Source organism: Halomonas sp. SL1, from assembly GCF_003030865.2.
GTDB lineage: Bacteria > Pseudomonadota > Gammaproteobacteria > Pseudomonadales > Halomonadaceae > Halomonas > Halomonas halophila.
Genome location: NZ_PYUQ02000004.1, coordinates 42473 through 63189 on the forward strand (window position 1 = coordinate 42473; position 20717 = coordinate 63189).

The window sequence follows — 20717 nt, forward strand, 5'->3', positions numbered from 1 at the left end:
TTTGTTCCTTGTTAACCCGTTTGCCCATGGCGTTCAAGTCCATCACGCCTCGGCCAGGGCCGCTGCCTCATCGACCCCCACCGCCACCAGACGTGATACCCCGGGTTCCTGCATGGTCACCCCCATCAATCGTTCGGAGGCTTCCATCGCGATCTTGTTGTGGGTGATGTAGATGAACTGCACCGAGTCCGACATCTCCTTCACCAGCTTGGCATAGCGACCGACATTGGCATCATCGAGCGGGGCATCGACCTCGTCGAGCATGCAGAAAGGTGCCGGGTTGAGCTGGAAGATCGCGAATACCATGGACAACGCGGTCAGCGCCTTTTCTCCCCCGGAGAGCAGATGAATGGTGCTGTTCTTCTTGCCGGGGGGGCGCGCCATGATGGCCACCCCGGTCTCCAGCAAATCGTCGCCGGTCAGCGTCAACCATGCGGTCCCGCCACCGAAGACCTTGGGGAAAAGCGTCTGCAGGCCGGCGTTGACCCGCTCGAAGGTGTCGCGGAAGCGGGTGCGGGTTTCCTGGTCGATGCGACGGATCGCCCGGTCGAGGGTCTCCAGCGCCTCGCTGAGTTCGCGATGCTGCGCCTCCAGGTAGTCGCGCCGCTCGGCCTGCTGGTCGTACTCCTCGATGGCCGCCAGGTTGATGGCGCCCAGCCGGCGGATGCGCTCGCCGACCTCCTCGAGGCGGGTCTGCCAGGCCGATTCGGTGGCGTTGGGGTCGAGCCCCTCGGCCAGGCCGTCGGCGTCGTGGCCCAGCTCCTTGAGCTGCTCGTCCTGGGTGTCGGCCTTGAGCGCCAGCGCCTGGACCTGCATGCGCGCTTCCTGCAGCCGCTCGCGGATGCCTTCGAGCTGGCGCTCGTGGCCCTGGCGGGCCTGCTCGTCCTCGCGCAGCCGCTCCACCAGCTCGGCAGCCCGTGAGCGCGCCGCGTTGAGCTCGCGCTCCTCGCGCTCGCGGCGATGCAGCAGCTCCTCGAGGCGCTCGCGACGCTCCTCGTCGGGCTCGTGGAGCCCCTCGCGGGCCTCCTCGAGTTCGGCACAGCGCAGCTCCAGGCGCTGTCGGGCCTCGCCGGCACGCCCCTGCTGCTCGGCCAGGCCGGCGCGCTCGGTGGTCAGTCGCTGGTGCTCCAGCGCCAGCCGCTGGGACTGTTCGGCCAGCGGCTGGCGCTGGCTGCGCAGCTGGGTCAGCCGCTCGCGGGCCTCCTGACGCGCCCGCTCCAGGCGCTCGCGGGTCTCGGCGCCGCGCTCCAGGCGCTCCATGGCCGCCTGCCAGTGCTCGCGAGTCTCCTCGATGGCCAGCCGCGTCTCCTCGGCGGACTCGGCGAGCCCCTCCAGCTCCTCGGCGAGTTCGCCGGCCCGCCCCTGGAGATGCTCGAGCCGACTGGCGAGGCCGCTGTCCTGCACCGCCAGCTGCTGACGCTGCTGCTCGAGATCGCGCTCCTCGAGGCGCACCGCCTCGAGGCTCTCCTCGGCCTTTTCCACGCGCTCGCCGGCCTCGGCCAGGCGTGTTTCCTGGGCCTCGAGGCGTTCTTCCACGGCGGCGAGCGCCTCGCGCACCTCGGCCTCGCGGCGGCGGCTGACCAGCAGCGCATCCGGGCCCTCGTCACGGCCGCGGTGGCGCGCCCAGCCGTCACCGACCCACAGCCCGCAGGCGGTGATCAGGCTCTCGCCGGGGGCCAGGCCATCGCGCTCGGCCCAGGCCTGCTCGCGGCTGTCCACGCAGCGCACCCCGGCGAGCCAGCGGGCCGCGGCCCCGGCACCGCTGACCCGCGCGGCCAGGCTGCCGGCCGGGGCCTCTCGTTCGGCGTCCTCGAGCAGCCCCAGCTCCGGGGCCAGCTCGGGGGACAGCACGCTGCCACCCTCGGACAGCGGGGCGAGCCGGGCGCGTAGCCAGGGCGCCAGCACCCAGGACACGACGTCCTCCCAGCCGCTCTCGACCTCGAGGCGTTCGCCGAGGCGCGGGGCCTCGCCGAGCCCGTGGCCGCGCAAGTGCGCGTCGAGGGTCTCGTCGTGATCGGCCAGGGCGGCCTGGATCAGCGCCTCGAGCGAGGCCAGCTCGCCTTGCAGGGTGCTGCGCCGCTGGCGGTCGGTCTCGCGGTCGACCTCGGCCTCGCGCACCGCCTCCCGGGCCGTGTCGCGCTCGGCCTGCCAGCGCTCGCGCTGCTCCTCGCGCCCGGCCAGGCGTTCCTCGAGCTCGGCCAGCCGCTCGGCGACCTCGGCGCGCTGGGCTTCGAGGCCGGCGATATCGGGCAGTTCCTCGCGCTGCTGGCGGCGCTTGCGGGCGTCCCCCTCGAGGCGCTCCAGCGTCGCCTCCTGTTCGCGCAGGCGGTCCTGGGCGCGCTCGGCCTCGCGGCTGTCGGCCTGCCAGGTCTCGCCGAAGGCCTCCCAGTCGGCGTCGGCCTGTTCGGCCAGGGGCTCGGCCTCCTCGAGGGCGGCCTCCAGCTCGGCCAGGCGTTCGGCGACCTCCTCCTGCTCGGGGCCCAGGGTCTCCAGGCGCTCGTCGAGGCGCAGCAGGCGCTCGCCATCGTCCTCGCCGAGGCGGTCGAGGTCGGCGAGCTCGCGGCGGGCGGCCTCGAGGTCCTGGGCCAGCTGCTGGTCCCGGGAGCGGGTGTGTTCCAGGTCCTGCTCGAGCCGCGCGATGGCGGTGGTCGTCTCGTGGAAGCGGTTCTGGTAGCCCTCGAGCTCGGAGGCCAGGCGGTCGTGCTCGGCGCGGGCCTCCTCGAGGCGCGTCTCGCACTGGCGCAGACCCAGCACCTCGCGCTCCACCGAGGTCTCGAGCTCGCGCACGCGGCTCTCCTCCTCGCCCTGGCTGGCGCGCAGGGCGCGGCCGCGCAGCAGCGCCAGCTCGCCCTTGAGCCGGTACTCCTCCTGCTTGAGGGTCTGATAGCGGCGCGCCGCATCGGCCTGGCGCTTGAGGCGCTCGAGCTGCTTGTCGAGCTCCTCGCGGATGTCCTCCAGGCGCTCCAGGTTCTCCTGGGTGCGGCGCATGCGGTTCTCGGTCTCGCGGCGGCGCTCCTTGTACTTGGAGATGCCGGCGGCTTCCTCGAGGGTGGCGCGCAGTTCCTCGGGGCGCGACTCGATCAGCCGCGAGATCATGCCCTGGCCGATGATGGCGTAGGAGCGCGGCCCCAGGCCGGTGCCGAGGAACAGGTCGGAGATGTCCCGGCGGCGGCATTTCTGGCCGTTGAAGAAGTAGGTGGACTGCCCCTCGCGGGTGACCTGGCGCTTGACCGAGATCTCCGCGTACTGGGCGTAGGGGCCGCCCATGGTGCCGTCGCGGTTGTCGAACAGCAGCTCGATGGAGGCCTGGCCCACCGGCTTGCGCCCGGTGGAGCCGTTGAAGATGACGTCGGTCATCGACTCGCCGCGCAGGGTCTTGGCGGAGGATTCCCCCATGACCCAGCGCACGGCGTCGATGATGTTGGACTTGCCACAGCCGTTGGGCCCGACGACGGCGGTCATGTTGCCGTCGAAGGGCACGGTGATGGGGTCGACGAACGACTTGAAGCCCACCAGGCGTATCGACTTCAGTCGCATGCGTTATTCCACGATCCTGTCGATGATCAGTTCTACCGGGTCGCCGTCGTGCTCGCCGACCGCCACCGCCGCGTGGCGGCCGAAGAGGTCGCCGGGTTGCGGATCGGCCTGGCCGCTGGCCGAGACCCGCGCCACCAGCCTCGCCTCGTCGACCTGGGACAGCCGCGCCATGGGCGCCATGGCATCGCCGTCGTCGAGGGTCAGGGTCGCCGGCAGCGCGCCCAGCGTGGTGCGCGCCACCGCCAGCGGCGGCAGCTCGCCGGCGGCGTCCCGGGCCACCACGAACACCGCGGTGTCGGCGCCCAGGCGGCCGGCCAGTTCGGGCGCCAGGCTCACGCGCACGCGCAGGCCCGGGCCCTCGACGGCCTCGGGCGTCTGGCCCAGGCGGCGCTGGGCGGTGCGGATGCCCTGGCGCAGCGCCTCGGCGGACTCGGCGTCGTTCATGCCGGCGATGGCCCGGCGCCAGCGGTCGATGGCGGTCTCGTAGTCGGCGCTCTCGAAGGCCTCGATGCCGAGCATCCCGAGCACCGTGGGCTGGGCCGGATCGGCGGCCAGGGCCTCGTCGACCAGCGCCTGCACGTTCGGGGTCAGCTCGCGGCCGGCGGCAAAATACCGCAACTGGGCCAGCTCGGCCAGCAGCCAGGGGCTTCGCTCCTCGAGCGCGAGCAGCCGGGTCAGGGCGTGGTCGGCGCGCTCCAGGCGGCCGCTGTCGCGATACAGCGGAAACAGCGAGCGCCAGACGTTGGGGTTGTCGGGCTGACGTGCGGCCTCGGCCTCCAGTCGCTCGAGCAGCCGGGGCAAAGAGGCCTCGGGGTCGGCCATCACCTGCTGCTGGAGGCGATACAGCGCCAGGTCGCCCTCGGCGCCCTCCCAGCGGTACCAGCTGGCGCTGGCCACCACCAGGGCGACCATCGTCACGGGGACCAGCCAGCGGCCGGCCCGGGGGGCCTTGAGCAGCGAGCGGGTCGAGGCCGCGGTGTCGTCGAGCAGGCTGCGCTCGAGCTCGAGGCGATCCTCGTCGAAGCGCGCCGCGTCGATCTCGCCGCGGTCGCGGGCGGCCTCCAGGGAGGCCAGGCGCCGGCGGTAGACGGCGACGTTCTGCCGCTCGGTACGCTCGCTGGCCTCGTCGTCGGCCAGCGCCCGGGCCACCGCGCCGGCGCGGCGCAGCGGCAGCACCAGCAGCCACAGCGCCGGCACCAGCAACAGGGCGAAGGCGATCCACAGCGCGATCATCGGTCATCCTCCCGCTCGAGCAGGGCATCCAGCCGGGCGCGTTCCTCGACTGAGAGCCGACTGGCCGAGGCGCGCCGGCGCGCCCGCACCAGCAGCGCCACCAGCAGGCCGCCGCCCAGCACCAGGGCCGCGGGCAGCCCCCACAGCAGCAGGGTGCGGCCCTCCAGGCGCGGGTTGTAGAGCACGTAGTCGCCGAAGCGGCTCACCATGAAGTCGAGGATCTCCTTGTCGGAGCGCCCCGCCTGCAGCTGCTCAAAGACGCGCTGGCGCATGTCGCCGGCGATCGGCGAGTCGGAGTCGTCGATCGCCTGGTTCTGGCACTTGGGGCAGCGCAGGGTCGCGGTCAGCGACTCGAAACGGTCGCGCATCACCGGGTCGTCGAACTCGCGCACCTCGATGGCGGCCTGCGCCAGGGCCGGTGTCAGCAGCGCCAGCATCAGCAGCGCACGGATCAGTCTTGCCATTTCGCCACCTCCGGCAGGATCACCCGCTCGACGTCCTGGGGCGTGATGTACCCGGTGTGGTGGTAGCGGATCACGCCTTCGGCATCGACCAGGAAGGTCTCGGGGGCGCCGTAGACGCCGAGGTCGAAGCCCAGGCTGCCCTCGGGGTCGAACAGGTTGACCTCGAAGGGGTTGCCGAACTCGGCCAGGAACTCGCGGCCCTTCTCCCGGGTGTCCTTGTAGTCGACGCCGACCAGGCGCACGCCGCGCTCGGCGAGCTCGAGCAGCTGTGGCATCTCCTGCTTGCAGGTCGGGCACCACTCGCCCCAGACGTTGACCAGGGTGACCTCGCCCTTCAAGAGCGATTCGTCGAGGGTCCGCCCGGGGTCCTCCAGGGTCGTGAGGCTGAAGGCCGGGAAGGGCCTGGCCATCAGCGCCGAGTCGCGCGAGGCGGGATCGATCGACAGCCCGCGGTAGAGAAACACCGCCAGCACCAGGAAACCGGCCAGCGGCAGCAGCAGCAACAGACGACGCGTCATGCGCTCACCTCCCGGGCGTGGCGTTCGGGGTCGGGCGCGGTGGCGGCGCGCCGGTAGCGGCGGTCGACCACCGCCAGCACGCCACCCAGCGCCATCAGCAGCGCGCCCAGCCACAGCCAGCGCACGAAGGGCTTGTACTGGATGCGCAGCGCCCAGCTGCCGTCGCCCAGGTCCTCGCCCATGGCCACGTAGAGGTCGCGCAGCAGCCCCGGGCGCAGTGCCACGTCGGTCATCGGCATGCCACGGGCCAGATAGATGCGCTTCTCCGGCGCCATCGTGAAGTGACGGCGGCTGTCGCCGCGGCTCACCTCGAGGCGCGCGACGTCGGCGACGAAGTTGGGGCCGCGGCGATGGCCGAGGTCGGTCATGGCGAAGGTGTAGCCGGCCACCTCGACGCTGTCGCCCACCGCCATGCGCACGTTGCGCTCCACGGCGTAGTTCGAGACCACGGTCACGCCGACGATGGTCACCGCCAGGCCCAGGTGGCCCAGCACCATGCCCCAGTGGGCCAGCGACAGCCGCTTGAGCCCGGCCAGACGCCCGTCGCTGTGGCGGCTCTTCGTCCACAGGTCCCGCACCAGCGGCAGCACCACCCACAGCGCCGCCACCAGCCCCAGCGTGACCGCGAGGTTCCACTCGCCGCCGTAGGCCAGCGGCGCCAGCAGGCCGATGACCAGCGCCACGGCACCGGAGAGCCACACCCGACGGAACAGTTCACGGGGCCGGGTGCGCTTCCAGTTGGCCAGCGGGCCGAGCCCCATGAACAGGCACAGGATCACCGTCAGCGGCACGAACAGGGCGTTGAAGTAGGGCGGGCCGACGCTGATCTTGCCCAGGTTCAGGGCATCGAGCAGCAGCGGATAGACGGTGCCGAGCAGCACGGTGACCGTCATCACCACCAGCAGGATGTTGTTGACCAGCAGCAGGGCATCCCGGGACAGCCAGGTGAAGCCGGCGCGCTGGCTGACCCGCGGGGCGCGCAGTGCGAACAGCAGCAGCGAGGCACCCACGGTGAGGCCCAGCAGCACCAGGATGAACAGCCCCCGGGATGGATCGTTGGCGAAGGCATGCACCGAGGTCAGCACCCCGGAGCGCACCAGGAAGGTGCCCAGCAGCGACAGCGAGAAGGTGGAGATCGCCAGCAGCACCGTCCAGCTCTTGAAGGCGCCGCGCTTCTCGGTGACCGCCAGCGAGTGGATCAGCGCGGTGCCGGCCAGCCACGGCAGCAGCGAGGCGTTCTCCACCGGATCCCAGAACCACCAGCCGCCCCAGCCCAGCTCGTAGTAGGCCCACCAGCTGCCCAGGGCGATGCCCACCGAGAGAAAGGCCCAGGCCACGTTGGTCCAGGGCCGCGCCCAGCGGGTCCAGGCCGCGTCCAGGCGGCCGCCGAGCAGCGCCGCGATGGCGAAGGCGAACACCACCGAGAACCCCACGTAGCCCATGTAGAGCATCGGTGGATGGATGATCAGCCCGATGTCCTGCAGCAGCGGATTCAGATCGGCGCCGTCGGCGGGCGGGTTGGGCAGCAGCCGGGCGAAGGGATTGGAGGTGACCAGCACGAAGGTCAGGAACCCGGTGGAGACCAGCCCCATCACGCCCAGCACCCGGGCCAGCATGTCGCGGGGCAGCTCGCGGGAAAAGCGGCTGACGGCGAAGGTCCAGGCGCCGAGGATCAGGCTCCACAGCAGCACCGAGCCCTCGTGATTGCCCCACACCGCGCTGGCCTTGTAGTACCAGGGCAGCATCGAGTTGGAGTTGTCGGCCACGGTGGACACGCTGAAGTCGTCGAGCAGGAAGCTCGCGGTCAGGCAGGCGTAGGCGACGATCAGGAACAGGAACTGCCCGGTGGCCATGGGCCGGGCATAGGCCATCCACAGCGGGCGGCGGGTCGCCGCCCCGGCCAGCGGCACGATGGCCTGCAGGGCGGCCATCGCCAGCGCGATGATCAGCGCGAAGTGACCGATCTCGGGAATCAGCGGGGTCAGCATGGCGTCTCCGGGTCAGTCCTCGGCCTCGAGCCGCTTGGTCACCTCGGCGGCCTTATCCTGGTAGTCCTCCGGCGCATAGCCGGCCTCTTCCAGGGCCTGGGCCACCTCGGGCGGCATGTAGTTCTCGTCGTGCTTGGCCAGCACCTTGTCGGCCCGCAGCCAGCCCTCGGGCTGCAGCTGGCCGAGCACCACCACGCCCTGCCCCTCGCGGAACAGGTCCGGCAGGATGCCGCGATAGCGCACCTCGAGGTCCTCGACGTAGTCGGTGACCGTGAAGGAGACGGCCAGGCTCTCCGGGTTCCGGGCCACGCTGCCGGCCTTGACCATGCCGCCGGCGCGGATCGAGCGCTCCAGCGGGGCCTGGCCCTCGGCGATCTGCACCGGGCTGAAGAACAGGTTGATGTTGCTGCGCAGGGCGTAGAGCGTCAGACCCACGGCGATGGCGGCCAGCGTCACCAGCCCCAGGACCGCATAGAGTTTCTGCTTGCGCTTGGCTCTCATCGGGCAGGCCTCTCGTCGGTGGAAGCGTCGGTGGCCTCGGCCTGGCGTCGCTCGCGGCGGACCCGGCGCTCGAGGTCGCGCCGCACCCGGCGGCGCTCGGCCCGGGCGTGCCAGCCCACGGCCAGCAGCAGCGCGGCGGTGGCGCCATAGGCGCTCCAGACATAGGGCGCGTGGCCGCCCATGGCGAGGAACTCGGACAGCGAATCGAAGGCCATCAGCGCCCCTCCTCGACCAGCGCGCGCACCCAGCGCTTGGACGACTCGCGGCGCAGGATCTCGCTGCGGGTGCGCGTCAGGGTCACGGCGATGAAGAAGCCGTAGAAGCCGAGCACCATCAGCAGCAGCGGCAGCCACATCTCGACGGGCATGGCCGGCTTCTCGATGATCGAGAAGCTGGCCGGCTGGTGCAGGGTGTACCACCAGTCCACCGAGAACTTGATGATCGGGATGTTGATCACGCCCACCATGGCCAGCACCGAGGCCGCCCGGGCGCCGCCGTCGCGGCTGACGAAGGCGCCGCGCAGGGCGATCACCCCGATATAGAGGAACAGCAGGATCAGCATCGAGGTCAGCCGGGCGTCCCACTGCCACCAGGTGCCCCAGGTGGGCACGCCCCAGACGGCGCCGGAGAACAGCGCCACGAAGGTCATGCCGGCGCCCAGCGGGGCCATCATCGCCGCCGCCATGTCGGCCAGCTTGATCTTCCAGACCATGAAGATCAGCCCGGCCGCGGCCATGGCGACGAAGATCGACTGCGCGAGGAAGGCCGCCGGCACGTGGACATAGATGATGCGGAAGCTGTTGCCCTGCTGGTAGTCGGCCGGCGCGAAGGCCAGCCCCCAGAGCCCGCCGATCAGGATCAGCGCCACCGCCGCCAGCCACAGCGGCGTGAGCCATCGCGCGGTGATGGCGTAGAACCCCTTGGGGGAGCCGAGCTTGTGAAGGAAGGCCCACATTACCGTCGATTCCTCAACCGTTGAGCGCGATGCGCAGCGCCGCCGCGATGGCGAAGGGCGCGAAGATCAGCGCCGCCGCCAGCAGCGCACCGAGAATGGCCAGATGAGCCGCCACGACCCCGCCCTGGATCGCCGCCTGAACGGCGCCGGCGCCGAAGATCAGCACCGGTATGTAGAGCGGCAGCACCAGCAGCGAGAGCAGCACTCCGCCGCGAGCCACGCCCACGGTGAGCGCGGCGCCGATGGCGCCGATCAGGCTCAGGCTGGCGCTGCCCAGCGCCAGCGACAGCGCCAGCACGCCGTAGCTGCCCGCCGGCAGTGACAGCATCACGCCCAGCAGCGGTGCCATCAGCGCCAGCGGCAGGCCGGTCAGCAGCCAGTGCGCCGCCACCTTGGCCAGCGCCAGCACCGGCAACGGCTGGGGCGACAGCAGCAGCTGCTCCAGGCTGCCATCCTCGGCGTCGTCGCGAAACACGCCCTCCAGGGACAGCAGCGCCGCCAGCAGCGCCGCCACCCACAGCAGGCCCGGGGCGATGGTCGCCAGCAGCACCGGCTCCGGCGAGATGCCGATCGGAAACAGGGTGATCACCAGGGCGAAGAACGCCAGCGGATTCAGCACCTCGCCGGGGCGGCGCAGCCGCAGCACCAGATCGCGGTGCAGGGTCGCCCGCCATGCGACCGCGAGCCCGCCCGCCGGCTCACCGGCCTCGGGCAGCGGGGCCGGCCGCGACTCAGCGTTCGACATCGTCGCTTCCCTCGCCCAGCGACAGGCGGCGCAGGCCGGCCGAGGCACGCAGTTCGTGATGGGTGGTGACCAGCACGGCACCGCCGCGGGCGGTATGGGCCTCGAGGCGCGCCTCGAGGGCGGCCACGCCGTCCCGGTCGATGGCCGTGAAGGGCTCGTCGAGCACCCACAGCGGTCGCGGCGTCAGCTCCAGCCGTGCCAGGGCCACGCGGCGCTGCTGCCCGGCGGAGAGCTGGGCGGCGGGCAGATCCTCGAAGCCGACCAGCCCGACCCGCTCGAGCGCCGCCAGGCGCGTCGGCTCGTCGCCCCGCTCGCCGGCCAGCGCCTGATACCAGGCCAGATTCTCCAGCGGCGTCAGCGTCGCCTTCACCCCCGGGGCGTGCCCCAGGTACAGCAGGCTGGCGAGGAAGTCGCGCCGCACCCGGCGCAGCGGGGCGTCGTTCCACAGCACCTCGCCTTCGTGGTCCATCAGCTGGCCGGAGAGGATCTTGAGCAGGGTGGTCTTGCCGCTGCCGTTGGGGCCTTCGACGCGCAGGATCTCGCCGGCCCGGACCTCCAGATCGAGATCGTGGAACAGCCAGCGGTCGTCTCGCTCACAGGCCAGCCGCCGGGCTTGCAGACGCAGGCTCAAGGCACTCTCCAGGCGCGGATAACATGGCTCGGCACTCTACACGGAAAGGGTTTTCATCGCCAGCCGGGCCCCGGCCCGGAAGCGCCGGGGGCTGACCTGCATCAGCCCCCGGCTGGAAACGCCGCCCTTGCCAGATGCCGATCGCCTGCTATGCTGGCCAAGTACTGTATGTATCAACAGTCACTGCCGACGGGAGATGCCGCGCATGTCACTCGCCCCACAGTACCTGCTCCGCCAGCCCAACCTGCCCATCGCCGAGGCCTGGATGCCGCTCGATGACCGCGACCTGGTCGAAGTGCCCCTGCTGGGCAGCGTCGCCGCCGGCGTGCCCATCGACGCCTGCATCGATGCCGGCAGCGTCGAGGTGCCGAAGCGCATGGTCAAGCGCAACACCTATGCGCTGCGCGTGCGCGGCGACTCGATGATCGATTGCAACATCTTCGACGGGGATGTGATCATCATCGAACGTCGCGAGAGCGCCGAGAACGGCGAGACCGCGGTGGTGATGATCAACGATCAGGAGGTCACCCTGAAGAAGCTCTACATCGAGAAGTCCGGCGTGCGTCTTCAGCCGGCCAACGAGGCCATGCCGCCCATCTACCTCAAGAACAGCGACATCCAGGTGCTGGGACTGGTGATGGGCGTGGTGCGCCAGACGGACCTGGCCGCCTGATGCGCTATCCCGTTCCCGACCTGCCTGCCGGCGAGTGGCGCGAGACCGAACTCGAGGTCGAGAAGAGCCGCTTCATCGCCTGGGTCTGCCATGCCCCGGAGGCCGCCGCCTTCGAGGCACTGCTGGCCGAGGCTCGGCGCACGCATCCCAATGCCAGCCACCACTGCAGCGCCTTCATCGCCGGCCCGCCCGGCGAGCAGAACGCCATCGGCTTCTCCGACGACGGCGAGCCCGGCGGCACCGCCGGGCGGCCGATGTATCAGGTGCTGGAAGGCGCCGGCATCGGCCAGGCCGGCTGCGTGGTGACCCGCTACTTCGGCGGCACCAAGCTCGGCACCGGCGGCCTGGCACGCGCCTACGGCCAGGCCGTGAGCGAGGCGCTGGAGACCCTGCCGACCCGCGAGGTCACCGAGCGCGACCCGCTGCGCCTGAAGATCGACTTTGCCGGCGAGGCCCAGGCCCGGGCCTGGTGCGCCGAGCGCGACATCCCCGTGGACGCCGCCGACTACGCTGCCGACGGCGTGGTGCTGACGCTGGGCTGGCCCCGGGACACCGAACGCGACCTCTCAGCCCTCACGTCCCGCCTCAAGGGACGACTCGAAACCCTGGACCCCGACGCGGCCTGAGGCCGCCTCGCCGGAGACGGCCCGCGCGCTCTCGTCCGCCGCGCCGATATAGCGCGCCCGCTTCTCCGGCTTGAGGCGCGCCAGGTCCACCGCCACCAGGCCGTCGGTGCAGTAACCGAAGGCCGTATCCACGCCGAAGGCCAGGAAACGCGTGCCGCCGGGTTCGGTGACCTCCGCGTACTGCTTGTAGAGGGCCGGCACGCTGGCCCCCAGCGCCTGCAGCCCGTGACGCAGGCGCTGGAAGTCCGCCTTCGCATCGTCGCCGCGAAACAGCCGCTCCGCCTCCTGCTCCCCGGCCCGGGAGAGGCGCCAGGGGGCGCGCGGCCGCACCTGGCTATCGCCATCGCCGTAGTAGTGGCGGTAGTAGCTGACCAGCAGCTCCTTGGCCAGGGTCGGCAGGTGATTGGGCAGGGTCACCGGTCCGAACAGCCAGCGCACCTCGGGATGGCGACGCAGGTAGGCCCCAAGGCCGACCCACAGGTAGTCCAGGCTGCGCCGCCCCCAGTAGCGCGGCTGAACGAAGCTGCGCCCCAGTTCCAGGCCGTGGCGCCACTGCGCCCAGGGCGCCTGCTCCAGATGAAAGATGGTCGCGCCGTAGAGCCCCTCGATGCCATGACGATCGAGGATCCGCCCTACCTCGCCGAGTCGATAGGCGCCGGCGATCTCCAGGTCGCGATCGTCCCACAGCACCAGATGACGGTAGTAGTCGTCGAACGCGTCCAGGTCGCGCTTGCGGCCGGTGCCCTCCCCTACCCGACGAAAGGCCACCTCGCGCAGGCGACCGATCTCGCGCATGACCGACGAATCCGGCCGGCTGTCGACCAGCAGGATGCGCTTGCCGTCGGCGGTCTCGCCGAGCGTCTCGGCGTCGCGCAGCTCTTCGCGCAGGCGCTGGCGCGGCTCGGGGCGGGCGATACCAGTCTCGCCGACGAACACGCCGCGCTTGCCGCGCCCCAGACGATAGACATGCTTGCGCAGCAACTTGAGCTTGACCGGCGTGGTCAGGTCATCGCGATCGAACTGCGCCAGCGGAATCGGCCCGCCCACCCGCAGGGCGATATGGCGACCGCGCTGGCGGAACATCTCGTCGGGCAGCAGCAGCGTGCCCAGATCGCTGCGCAGCGACGTCAGGGCATAGAAGCGCGAGGAGTTGCGCCCGCGCACATGGACCGGCAGCAGCGGCGCGTTGGTGCGACGCGCGGCGTGCAGGAAGCCCGAATGCCACTTGCCGTCGCGCACGCCGCGGGGCCCGGCCCGGGAGACCTCCCCGGCGGGAAAGACGATCACCGCCCGCTCCGCCTCCAGGGTCTCGGTCAGGCGCGTGAGGCTACGGCGCAGCCCGCGCCGCGAGAGGTTGTCCACCGGCACGATCACGTCCGACAGCGGCGCCAGCTGCAGCAGCAGGTCGTTGGCCAGGATGCTGACGTCGGGGCGTACCTCGGCCACCATGCGCAGCAACGCCAAGCCGTCCAGGGCACCGAGCGGGTGATTGGCGACCACCACCACCCGGCCGGTCTCGGGAATCTGCTCGCGATCCCTGGTCGACAGCGTGTAGCCGACGTCGAGATGCTCGAACACCCGGTCGATGAACTCGCACCAGCCAAGCTCGCCGTGGCGGGCCAGGAAATCGTTGATCTCGCGTTCGTGCACCAGCCGACGCAGCCCCGCCACCAGCGGCCCGAACAGCCAGGGCGGCCGCGCCGCCAGCCCCGGCGCCTTGTCGCGCAGGGCCCCTTCGATATCGATCATGCCGCTTCCTCATCGCCTGACGCGCCGTTCGACGCCGATGTCGTCAGGCTAGGCGCGGCAGGTGACAGGACGATGGCGGTCCGGAACGACGCACGGCGCCCCGAGGGGCGCCGTGCCGAGTCCCGCCCAAGACGGCGGCGAGCGATGCGGCCGGGGCAAGCCCGGGGCGCATCAGCCGAGGTACTTGATCATCACGCCCGCGGCCACCGCCGAGCCGATGACGCCGGCCACGTTGGGCCCCATGGCGTGCATCAGCAGGAAGTTGTGGGGGTTGGACTCCAGCCCCACCTTGTTCGACACCCGGGCCGCCATGGGCACCGCGGAGACGCCGGCGGAGCCGATCAGCGGGTTGATCGGCGTCTTGCTGACCGCGTTGAGCAGCTTGGCCATCAGGATGCCGCAGGCGGTGCCGATGGCGAAGGCCACCATGCCGAGCCCGAGGATACCGAGGGTCTCCACGGCCAGGAAGCGGTCGGCCATCAGCTTGGAGCCCACCGAGAGGCCGAGGAAGATGGTCACGGTATTGATCAGGGCGTGCTGAGCGGTGTCGGAGAGCCGCTCCACCACGCCGCACTCGCGCATCAGGTTGCCGAAGCAGAACATCCCCAGCAGCGGCGCGGCATCCGGCAGGAACAGCACCACCAGGATCAGCAGGCTGAGCGGGAAGACGATCTTCTCGCGCTTTGACACCGGCCGCAGCTGTGTCATGGCGATCTCGCGCTCGCCCTTGGACGTCAGGGCGCGCATGATCGGCGGCTGGATCAGCGGCACCAGCGCCATGTAGGAGTAGGACGCCACGGCGATGGCCCCCAGCAGCTCCGGCGCCAGGATGCTCGAGACGTAGATCGAGGTGGGGCCATCGGCGCCGCCGATGATGCCGATGGCGGCGGCCTGGTTGAGCGAGAAGTCCATCACGCCCATGGCGGTCAGCCCCACCGCGCCGATCAGGGTCGCGAAGATGCCGAACTGCGCCGCAGCGCCCAGGAACAGCGTACGCGGGTTGGCCAGCAACGGCCCGAAGTCGGTCATGGCGCCGACGCCCATGAAGATCACCAGCGGCGCGATGCCGGAGGCGATGGCCACGCTGTAGAACTGGTAGAGCATGCCGTGGGCGAAGCCGGCGCCCAGGGCCACGTCGTTGGCGGCACGGATCAGTTCCGGGGCGGTGTCGCCATGCAGCAACTCACCGACGGCATGCCGCCAGGCCTCGACGTCTCCGCCCGGGACCAGGTTCAGCTGCAGGGAGGCCGCCAGCTGCTGAAGCAGGTCGGGGCCCGCCATGTGCGCGGCCTGCTCGGCGGCCGACAGCGCCAGCCCCGCCTCGGGAATGTTGGCCAGGATGCCGCCGAAGCCGATCGGCACCAGCAGCAGCGGTTCGAACTTCTTGGCCATGGCCAGCCACAGCAGCAGCAGGCACACGGCGATCATCGCCGCCTGGCCGAAGCTCAGGTTGTAGAGGCCGGAGCCGGTCCACAGGGTCAGTAACTTGTCGATCATGGGTTCGTCCTTTAGAGCACGACCAGGGCGTCGCCCACGGTGACGCTGTCGCCTTCGCCGACCTTCACCGCCGAGACGGTGCCGGCGCTGGCGGCGCGCACTTCGGTTTCCATCTTCATGGCCTCGAGGATGATCACCACGTCGCCCTCGGCGACCACATCACCCGGCTTGACGTTGACCTTGAAGATGTTGCCGGCGAGCGGCGCACTGATGGTCTCGCCGGGCGACGCTTCGCCCGAGGAGGCCGCCGGCGCCGCGGAGGCGGTCGAAACCGCACCGCCGCCCTGCTCCTGGATGCGCTCGATCTCGCCGCCCTCGGCGACCTCGACCACGTAGGACTTGCCGTTGACGGTGACGGTGTAGGTCTCCGGCCCGCCGGCCGGGGCAGGCGCCTGTCCGGCGGCCTGGGGCGCGGGAGCAGAGGGCACCGGCTCGAAGGCGTCGGGGTCGTCGCGATGCTTGAGGAACTTGAGACCGATCTGCGGGAACAGCGCATAGGTCAGCACGTCGTCGATCTCGCGCTCGCCCTCGGCCAGCCGGATGCCCTCGGCCCTGGCCTTCTCCTTGAGCTCGGCGGCGAGCCGGTCCATTTCCGGGGAGAGACGATCGGCCGGGCGGCAGGTGATCGGCTCGCCGCCTTCCAGCACGCGGGCCTGAAGCTCGGCGTTGTAGGCGGCGGGGGCGGCGCCGTACTCGCCCTTGAGCAGCGCCTGGACCTCCTTGGAGATCGACTTGTAGCGTTCGCCCATCATCACGTTCATCACCGCCTGGGTGCCGACGATCTGCGAGGTCGGCGTGACCAGCGGAATGTAGCCGAGGTCCTCGCGCACCCGCGGGATCTCCTGCAGCACGTCGTCGAGGCGGTCGCCGGCGCCCTGCTCCTTGAGCTGGTTCTCCATGTTGGTGAGCATGCCGCCCGGCACCTGAGCCACCAGGATGCGCGAGTCGATGCCCTTGAGCGAGCCCTCGAAGGCGGCGTATTTCTTGCGCACCTCGCGGAAGTAGGCGGCGATGTCCTCCAGCGCCTCGAGATCGAGGCCGGTATCGCGCTCGGTGCCCTGCAGCATCGCCACCAGCGATTCGGTGGGGCTGTGGCCGTAGGTCATCGACATCGAGGAGATGGCGGTGTCGACGTTGTCGATGCCGGCCTCCACGGCCTTCAGCGCGGTGGCGGTGGAGAGCCCGGTGGTGGCGTGGCACTGCATGTGGATCGGGATGTCCACGGCCTTTTTCAGGCGCGAGACCAGCTCATAGGCGTCGTAGGGCTTGAGCAGGCCGGCCATGTCCTTGATCGCCAGGGAGTCCGCTCCCATGGCGGCGATGCGCTCGCCGAGCTCGACCCAGCCATCGAGGGTGTGCACCGGGCTCAGGGTGTAGGACAGGGTGCCCTGGGCATGGCCCTCGTTGGCCCGCACCGCCTGGATGGCGCGCTCCAGGTTGCGCGGGTCGTTCATGGCGTCGAAGACGCGGAACACGTCAACGCCGTTGGTGCGGGCGCGCTCGACGAAGCGGTCGACCACGTCGTCGGCATAGTGCCGATAGCCGAGCAGGTTCTGGGCCCGCAGCAGCATCTGCTGGCGGGTGTTGGGCATGGCGGCCTTCAGCGCGCGAATCCGCTCCCAGGGGTCTTCGCCCAGGTAGCGGATGCAGGCGTCGAAGGTCGCCCCGCCCCAGGATTCCAGTGACCAGAAACCGATCCGGTCGAGCTTCTCGGCGATCGGCAGCATGTCGTCGAGACGCAGCCGGGTGGCGAACAGGGACTGGTGGGCGTCACGCAGGACCACGTCGGTGATGCCCAGCGGGCGAGCGTTCTCCGTCATGGGAGTTCCTTGTCGTTGTCGTTGATGGAGTGAGAGGGTGTCGTGATCTAACGGCGATGCTCACGGCGATAGCGGTGGATCGCGGCGCTGATCGCCGCCGTCAGGTCCTCGTCCGGCACGGCCGACCCACGACTGGCGGGCGCCGGGGCGGCCTCGGCCGCGGGTTCGGGGAAGAAGCGCCCGATCACCCTCGACATCAGGGTGGTGACGATGACCAGCACGGTCAGGAAGACGAACACGAACCCCATGCCGAGGCCCATCAGGGCCAGGCCCTCGTTCAATAGCTGCGGATCCTGCATGGATGACCTCCTCGAGCGCCCCGCCGCACCCCGGCGAGGGGGCGCGCGAGTTGCGCATGAACGCTGAGCGTATAAGCTGCCACACTCCCAAAGGATCGCGATGGCACCATGGTGGAAGCTGACGTTGTTAAATTACTACATCCCGGCCGCATCGGCCTAGCCCCCATGGAGGGCGTGATCGATGCCGTCACTCGCGAGATGCTGACGCGAGCGCCGGGATTCGACTGGACGGTCACCGAATTCGTGCGCGTGGTGGACACGCGGCTGCCGCCGCGGGTCTTCCATCGCCACTGCCCGGAGCTGGCCGATGGCCGCCCGGCCACGCCGACCGGTGTGCCGGTGCACCTGCAGCTGCTGGGCTCGGACCCGACGGCGCTGGCCGCCAACGCCCGTCAGGCGCTGAAGCTCGGCGTCAGCAGCCTGGACCTGAACTTCGGCTGCCCGGCCAAGCTGGTGAACCGCCACGACGGCGGCGCCTCGCTGCTGCGCGACCCGCGCCGGGTACACGCCGCCGTGGCCGCCGTACACGACGCGGTGGGCGATGCCATCCCGGTGACCGCCAAGATCCGGCTCGGCTTCGACGACCGCCGCCTGGCGCTGGCCTGCGGCCTGGCCGCCGAGGACGCCGGCGCTCGCCAGCTGGCGGTGCACGCCCGCACCCGCCGTGAAGGCTACAAGCCGCCGGCCCACTGGGAATGGATCGGCCGCATCCGCGCCCGGCTGACGATCCCGGTGATCGCCAACGGCGACATCTGGACGCTGGAGGACTACTGGAAGGCGCGCACCCTGTCCGGCTGCCGAGACGTGATGCTCGGCCGCGGCGCCCTGGCCGATCCCGGGCTGGCACCGCGCATCCGCCACTGGCAGACCACCGGCGAGCGCCTGCCGGCGACGACCTGGACCGAGCGCGCCCGCGTCCTGCGCGACTATGCTGCGTCGCAGCGAATCATGTTACCCAGCAAGATCGTGGTCTCGCTACTCAAACAATGGTTGAACCACATGCGAAGTCGCGACGCCGAAGCCGCACGACGCTTTCAGGCACTGCGCCGAGTCACCGACCTGGACGATTTCCTCGCCGGCCTCGCGGCGGGGAGCGCCGTGCCGACCGGCAGGCTCGACGTCACCAGCGCCTGAGGGCGCCAGGAAGAGAGAAGAGAAGGAACAGGAAGAGAGACCGGGAAGAGACAGTCGCCGCCAGGCGAATAAAAAAAAGGCGCACGTCGCGATGCGACGGCGCCTGAACGATCACGGGCACCGACCCCTCATTGGGCACGGTGTCCGGCTAGCAAAAAGCGGGGTACAAAAGACAGAAGACCCGCCCTCGCGAGGAGAGCGGGTCCGGAATCTGGCGCGCCCGGGAGGATTCGAACCTCCGACCACCTGATTCGTAGTCAGGTACTCTATCCAGCTGAGCTACGGGCGCTTTCGGCAATGAGCAGGCTCATCGCGGGATGATGAAACATCATCCGGAGGAAGATGGCGCGCCCGGGAGGATTCGAACCTCCGACCACCTGATTCGTAGTCAGGTACTCTATCCAGCTGAGCTACGGGCGCTTGTCTTCCATCTATCGATGATGGCGGAGAGGGAGGGATTCGAACCCTCGAAGAGGCTATAAACCCCTTACTCCCTTAGCAGGGGAGCGCCTTCAGCCACTCGGCCACCTCTCCCTCATCGACAGGTGCGTATCCTACCGATCCGATTGGGGTTTGTCCATAGGGGGTGGCAATTTTTCTCGCCTCCCGGACTCACCGACGGATCGCAGGCGCGTTACCCCCTCCCCTCGCCGTCGTCATCGTCGTCGGTTCTCTCGCGCTGGATGCGCTGGTAGATCTCCTCACGATGCACGGCGACGTCCTTGGGGGCGTTGACGCCGATACGGACCTGGTTTCCCTTGACGCCCAGCACGGTCACGGTGATGTCATCACCGATCATCAGGGTTTCTCCGACACGGCGGGTCAGAATGAGCATGACTGATCTCCTTCTCAGACTTCTGACTGCGGGATGCGCTGTCACGGCAGAGGGGCCGGCTCGTGCCCGCCCCTCCGATCGCAGACATCGCCCATGACACCCCAGAAGCTTCGTTGAATGAAAGCTCTGTCGCAGGCGCTGCCATGGACTTCCCTACAAGCGTAGAAGCTGACGGCAGGCTGCGACGCCTTATTCGCTCTCGATGTCGTTCTTGTCCAGGCCGAAGGCCTGATGCAGGGCACGCACCGCCAGCTCCATCTGCTTCTCGTCGACCACCACCGAGATCTTGATCTCGGACGTGGAAACCATGCGGATGTTGATGTTCTCCTCGGACAGCACGCGGAACATCTTGGAGGCCACGCCGGCGTGGGAACGCATGCCGACACCGACCAGCGAGACCTTGGCGATCTTGTCGTCGCCCTTCACTTCGCCTTCGCCCAGCGCCGGCAGCACCTGTTCCTCGAGGATCTTCAGGGTCTGCTTGTAGTCGCCCTTGGCGACGGTGAAGGTGAAGTCGGTGTAGTCGCCGGCCGGCGCCACGTTCTGCACGATCATGTCGATCTCGATGTTGGCATCGGCGATCGGGCCGAGAATCTTCGAGGCCACGCCCGGCACGTCCGGGGTGTTGAGCAGGGTCAGCTTGGCCTCGTTGGCGGTGAAGGCGATACCGGAAATCAGCGGTTCTTCCATGGAGTCCTCGTCTTTGTCGGAGTCTGCAACGATCAGGGTGCCGGGGCCGTCCTGGAAACTGGACAGCACGCGCAGCGGCACGTTGTACTTGCCGGCGAATTCGACGGCGCGAATCTGCAGTACCTTGGAGCCGAGGCTGGCCAGCTCCAGCATCTCCTCCACGGTGATGGTGTCCAGGCGCTGGGCCTGGGAGCAGACACGCGGGTCGGTGGTATAGACGCCGTCGACGTCGGTGTAGATCTGGCACTCGTCGGCGTTCAGCGCCGCGGCCAGGGCCACGCCGGTGGTGTCGGAGCCGCCGCGACCAAGGGTGGTGATGTTGCCCTCTTCGTCGACGCCCTGGAAGCCGGCGACCACGGCCACCTGACCGTCATCCAGGTCCTGGCGCATGTCCTCGGTCTCGATGCGCTGGATGCGCGCCTTGGTGTGGGCGCTGTCGGTCATGATGCCGACCTGGGAGCCGGTGTAGGAGGTGGCCGGCACGCCGAGCTTGTGCAGCGCCATGGTCAGCAGCGAGATCGTCACCTGCTCGCCGGTGGAGACCAGCATGTCGAGCTCGCGCGGGGTCGGCTCGTCGTTGATGTCGTTGGCCAGGCCGATCAGGCGGTTGGTCTCGCCACTCATGGCGGACACCACGACCACGACCTGATGGCCGGCGTCACGGAAGCCCTTGACCTTCTCGGCCACGGCCTTGATGCGCTCCACGGAGCCCACCGAGGTACCGCCGAACTTCTGTACGTATAGTGCCATGCGTCGTTGTCCCTCTGTCGATTTAGCGTTGGAATGGATGAAAGGTAAGCGAGGCCGGATACACGAGGGGCC

Annotated in this window: 19 protein-coding genes and 3 tRNA genes; 3 read left to right on the forward strand and 19 right to left on the reverse strand. The window is 69.8% G+C overall.

Annotated elements, in window-relative coordinates; translation table 11 throughout:
- Window positions 1-42: 42 nt before the first annotated feature.
- Genes smc through ccmA form a run of 10 tightly spaced genes read right to left on the reverse strand, consistent with a single transcriptional unit; the run spans window position 43 to window position 10572 of the window.
- On the reverse strand, window positions 43-3537 hold the full coding sequence (gene smc / locus C9J49_RS01150) for a chromosome segregation protein SMC (RefSeq protein WP_107181174.1): 3495 nt from the start codon (window positions 3535-3537) through the stop codon (window positions 43-45).
- A 3-nt stretch (window positions 3538-3540) separates the two neighbouring features.
- On the reverse strand, window positions 3541-4770 hold the full coding sequence (ccmI, locus tag C9J49_RS01155; protein ID WP_107181175.1) for a c-type cytochrome biogenesis protein CcmI: 1230 nt from the start codon (window positions 4768-4770) through the stop codon (window positions 3541-3543).
- Window positions 4767-5234 carry a cytochrome c-type biogenesis protein gene (locus C9J49_RS01160; RefSeq protein ID WP_107181176.1) on the reverse strand — a complete coding sequence of 156 codons (468 nt, stop codon included), beginning with the start codon at window positions 5232-5234 and terminating at the stop codon, window positions 4767-4769. The genes ccmI and C9J49_RS01160 overlap by 4 nt, the downstream gene beginning before the upstream one ends.
- The gene (locus C9J49_RS01165; protein ID WP_107181177.1) at window positions 5222-5752 is read right to left on the reverse strand and encodes a DsbE family thiol:disulfide interchange protein; all 531 of its coding nucleotides are present in this window, start codon (window positions 5750-5752) and stop codon (window positions 5222-5224) included. Before C9J49_RS01165 ends, C9J49_RS01160 begins: the two co-directional genes overlap by 13 nt.
- Window positions 5749-7740 (reverse strand): heme lyase CcmF/NrfE family subunit, encoded by a 1992-nt coding sequence (locus C9J49_RS01170; protein WP_107181178.1) that lies wholly within the window; start codon window positions 7738-7740, stop codon window positions 5749-5751. Before C9J49_RS01170 ends, C9J49_RS01165 begins: the two co-directional genes overlap by 4 nt.
- 12 nt (window positions 7741-7752) lie before the next feature.
- Window positions 7753-8241, reverse strand: coding sequence for a cytochrome c maturation protein CcmE (gene ccmE / locus C9J49_RS01175; protein WP_107181179.1), 489 nt, complete (start codon window positions 8239-8241; stop codon window positions 7753-7755).
- Entirely contained in the window at window positions 8238-8456 is a 219-nt protein-coding gene (gene ccmD / locus C9J49_RS01180) for a heme exporter protein CcmD (RefSeq protein ID WP_107181180.1), read from the reverse strand. Before ccmD ends, ccmE begins: the two co-directional genes overlap by 4 nt.
- The gene (locus C9J49_RS01185; protein WP_035592577.1) at window positions 8456-9196 is read right to left on the reverse strand and encodes a heme ABC transporter permease; all 741 of its coding nucleotides are present in this window, start codon (window positions 9194-9196) and stop codon (window positions 8456-8458) included. The genes ccmD and C9J49_RS01185 overlap by 1 nt, the downstream gene beginning before the upstream one ends.
- Window positions 9197-9209: 13 nt before the next feature.
- Complete coding sequence (ccmB, locus tag C9J49_RS01190) at window positions 9210-9941, reverse strand: heme exporter protein CcmB (protein ID WP_046078317.1); 732 nt, start codon at window positions 9939-9941, stop codon at window positions 9210-9212.
- On the reverse strand, window positions 9928-10572 hold the full coding sequence (gene ccmA / locus C9J49_RS01195; protein ID WP_107181181.1) for a cytochrome c biogenesis heme-transporting ATPase CcmA: 645 nt from the start codon (window positions 10570-10572) through the stop codon (window positions 9928-9930). Before ccmA ends, ccmB begins: the two co-directional genes overlap by 14 nt.
- A gap of 205 nt (window positions 10573-10777) precedes the next feature.
- On the opposite strand from ccmA, the gene lexA reads away from it, so the two are divergent.
- A complete protein-coding gene (lexA, locus tag C9J49_RS01200; protein WP_035592588.1) occupies window positions 10778-11245 on the forward strand; it encodes a transcriptional repressor LexA in 468 nt (155 codons plus the stop codon).
- A complete protein-coding gene (locus C9J49_RS01205; RefSeq protein ID WP_046078320.1) occupies window positions 11245-11871 on the forward strand; it encodes a YigZ family protein in 627 nt (208 codons plus the stop codon). Before lexA ends, C9J49_RS01205 begins: the two co-directional genes overlap by 1 nt.
- On the opposite strand, the gene C9J49_RS01210 is transcribed toward C9J49_RS01205, so the two are convergent.
- The 4 genes from C9J49_RS01210 to C9J49_RS01225 form a co-directional block, all read right to left on the reverse strand.
- A complete protein-coding gene (locus C9J49_RS01210; RefSeq protein ID WP_107181182.1) occupies window positions 11812-13620 on the reverse strand; it encodes a lysophospholipid acyltransferase family protein in 1809 nt (602 codons plus the stop codon). The genes C9J49_RS01205 and C9J49_RS01210 overlap by 60 nt on opposite strands.
- A gap of 171 nt (window positions 13621-13791) precedes the next feature.
- Window positions 13792-15114, reverse strand: coding sequence for a sodium ion-translocating decarboxylase subunit beta (locus tag C9J49_RS01215; RefSeq protein WP_107181190.1), 1323 nt, complete (start codon window positions 15112-15114; stop codon window positions 13792-13794).
- Between the two features lie 14 nt (window positions 15115-15128).
- Window positions 15129-16937: a sodium-extruding oxaloacetate decarboxylase subunit alpha gene (oadA, locus tag C9J49_RS01220; protein WP_046078322.1), complete on the reverse strand. Its 1809-nt coding sequence runs from the start codon at window positions 16935-16937 to the stop codon at window positions 15129-15131.
- A gap of 47 nt (window positions 16938-16984) precedes the next feature.
- Entirely contained in the window at window positions 16985-17236 is a 252-nt protein-coding gene (locus tag C9J49_RS01225) for an OadG family protein (RefSeq protein WP_107181183.1), read from the reverse strand.
- Window positions 17237-17401: 165 nt separating this feature from the next.
- On the opposite strand from C9J49_RS01225, the gene C9J49_RS01230 reads away from it, so the two are divergent.
- Window positions 17402-18370 (forward strand): tRNA-dihydrouridine synthase, encoded by a 969-nt coding sequence (locus C9J49_RS01230; protein WP_046078324.1) that lies wholly within the window; start codon window positions 17402-17404, stop codon window positions 18368-18370.
- 212 nt (window positions 18371-18582) lie between these two features.
- On the opposite strand, the gene C9J49_RS01235 is transcribed toward C9J49_RS01230, so the two are convergent.
- The 5 genes from C9J49_RS01235 to C9J49_RS01255 all read right to left on the reverse strand — a co-directional run bounded on the left by C9J49_RS01235 (window position 18583) and on the right by C9J49_RS01255 (window position 20645).
- A tRNA-Arg gene (locus tag C9J49_RS01235) sits at window positions 18583-18659 on the reverse strand.
- Between the two features lie 54 nt (window positions 18660-18713).
- Window positions 18714-18790: transfer RNA gene (locus C9J49_RS01240), tRNA-Arg, on the reverse strand.
- Between the two features lie 21 nt (window positions 18791-18811).
- Window positions 18812-18904 (reverse strand) — tRNA-Ser (locus C9J49_RS01245).
- A gap of 100 nt (window positions 18905-19004) precedes the next feature.
- The gene (csrA, locus tag C9J49_RS01250) at window positions 19005-19205 is read right to left on the reverse strand and encodes a carbon storage regulator CsrA (protein ID WP_035592604.1); all 201 of its coding nucleotides are present in this window, start codon (window positions 19203-19205) and stop codon (window positions 19005-19007) included.
- Between the two features lie 189 nt (window positions 19206-19394).
- Window positions 19395-20645 (reverse strand): aspartate kinase, encoded by a 1251-nt coding sequence (locus C9J49_RS01255; RefSeq protein WP_035592606.1) that lies wholly within the window; start codon window positions 20643-20645, stop codon window positions 19395-19397.
- Window positions 20646-20717: the final 72 nt, after the last annotated feature.

Coding starts and splice junctions, on each gene's coding strand:
- C9J49_RS01205 (WP_046078320.1), top strand. CDS start 11,245: ATGCGCTATCCCGTTCCCGACCTGCCTGCCGGCGAGTGGCGCGAGACC.
- oadA (WP_046078322.1), bottom strand. CDS start 16,937: ATGACGGAGAACGCTCGCCCGCTGGGCATCACCGACGTGGTCCTGCGT.
- C9J49_RS01170 (WP_107181178.1), bottom strand. CDS start 7,740: ATGCTGACCCCGCTGATTCCCGAGATCGGTCACTTCGCGCTGATCATC.
- ccmB (WP_046078317.1), bottom strand. CDS start 9,941: ATGTCGAACGCTGAGTCGCGGCCGGCCCCGCTGCCCGAGGCCGGTGAG.
- C9J49_RS01160 (WP_107181176.1), bottom strand. CDS start 5,234: ATGGCAAGACTGATCCGTGCGCTGCTGATGCTGGCGCTGCTGACACCG.
- C9J49_RS01210 (WP_107181182.1), bottom strand. CDS start 13,620: ATGATCGATATCGAAGGGGCCCTGCGCGACAAGGCGCCGGGGCTGGCG.
- ccmD (WP_107181180.1), bottom strand. CDS start 8,456: ATGGCCTTCGATTCGCTGTCCGAGTTCCTCGCCATGGGCGGCCACGCG.
- C9J49_RS01185 (WP_035592577.1), bottom strand. CDS start 9,196: ATGTGGGCCTTCCTTCACAAGCTCGGCTCCCCCAAGGGGTTCTACGCC.
- C9J49_RS01230 (WP_046078324.1), top strand. CDS start 17,402: ATGGAGGGCGTGATCGATGCCGTCACTCGCGAGATGCTGACGCGAGCG.
- C9J49_RS01225 (WP_107181183.1), bottom strand. CDS start 17,236: ATGCAGGATCCGCAGCTATTGAACGAGGGCCTGGCCCTGATGGGCCTC.
- lexA (WP_035592588.1), top strand. CDS start 10,778: ATGTCACTCGCCCCACAGTACCTGCTCCGCCAGCCCAACCTGCCCATC.
- csrA (WP_035592604.1), bottom strand. CDS start 19,205: ATGCTCATTCTGACCCGCCGTGTCGGAGAAACCCTGATGATCGGTGAT.
- smc (WP_107181174.1), bottom strand. CDS start 3,537: ATGCGACTGAAGTCGATACGCCTGGTGGGCTTCAAGTCGTTCGTCGAC.
- ccmI (WP_107181175.1), bottom strand. CDS start 4,770: ATGATCGCGCTGTGGATCGCCTTCGCCCTGTTGCTGGTGCCGGCGCTG.
- C9J49_RS01255 (WP_035592606.1), bottom strand. CDS start 20,645: ATGGCACTATACGTACAGAAGTTCGGCGGTACCTCGGTGGGCTCCGTG.
- ccmE (WP_107181179.1), bottom strand. CDS start 8,241: ATGAGAGCCAAGCGCAAGCAGAAACTCTATGCGGTCCTGGGGCTGGTG.
- C9J49_RS01165 (WP_107181177.1), bottom strand. CDS start 5,752: ATGACGCGTCGTCTGTTGCTGCTGCTGCCGCTGGCCGGTTTCCTGGTG.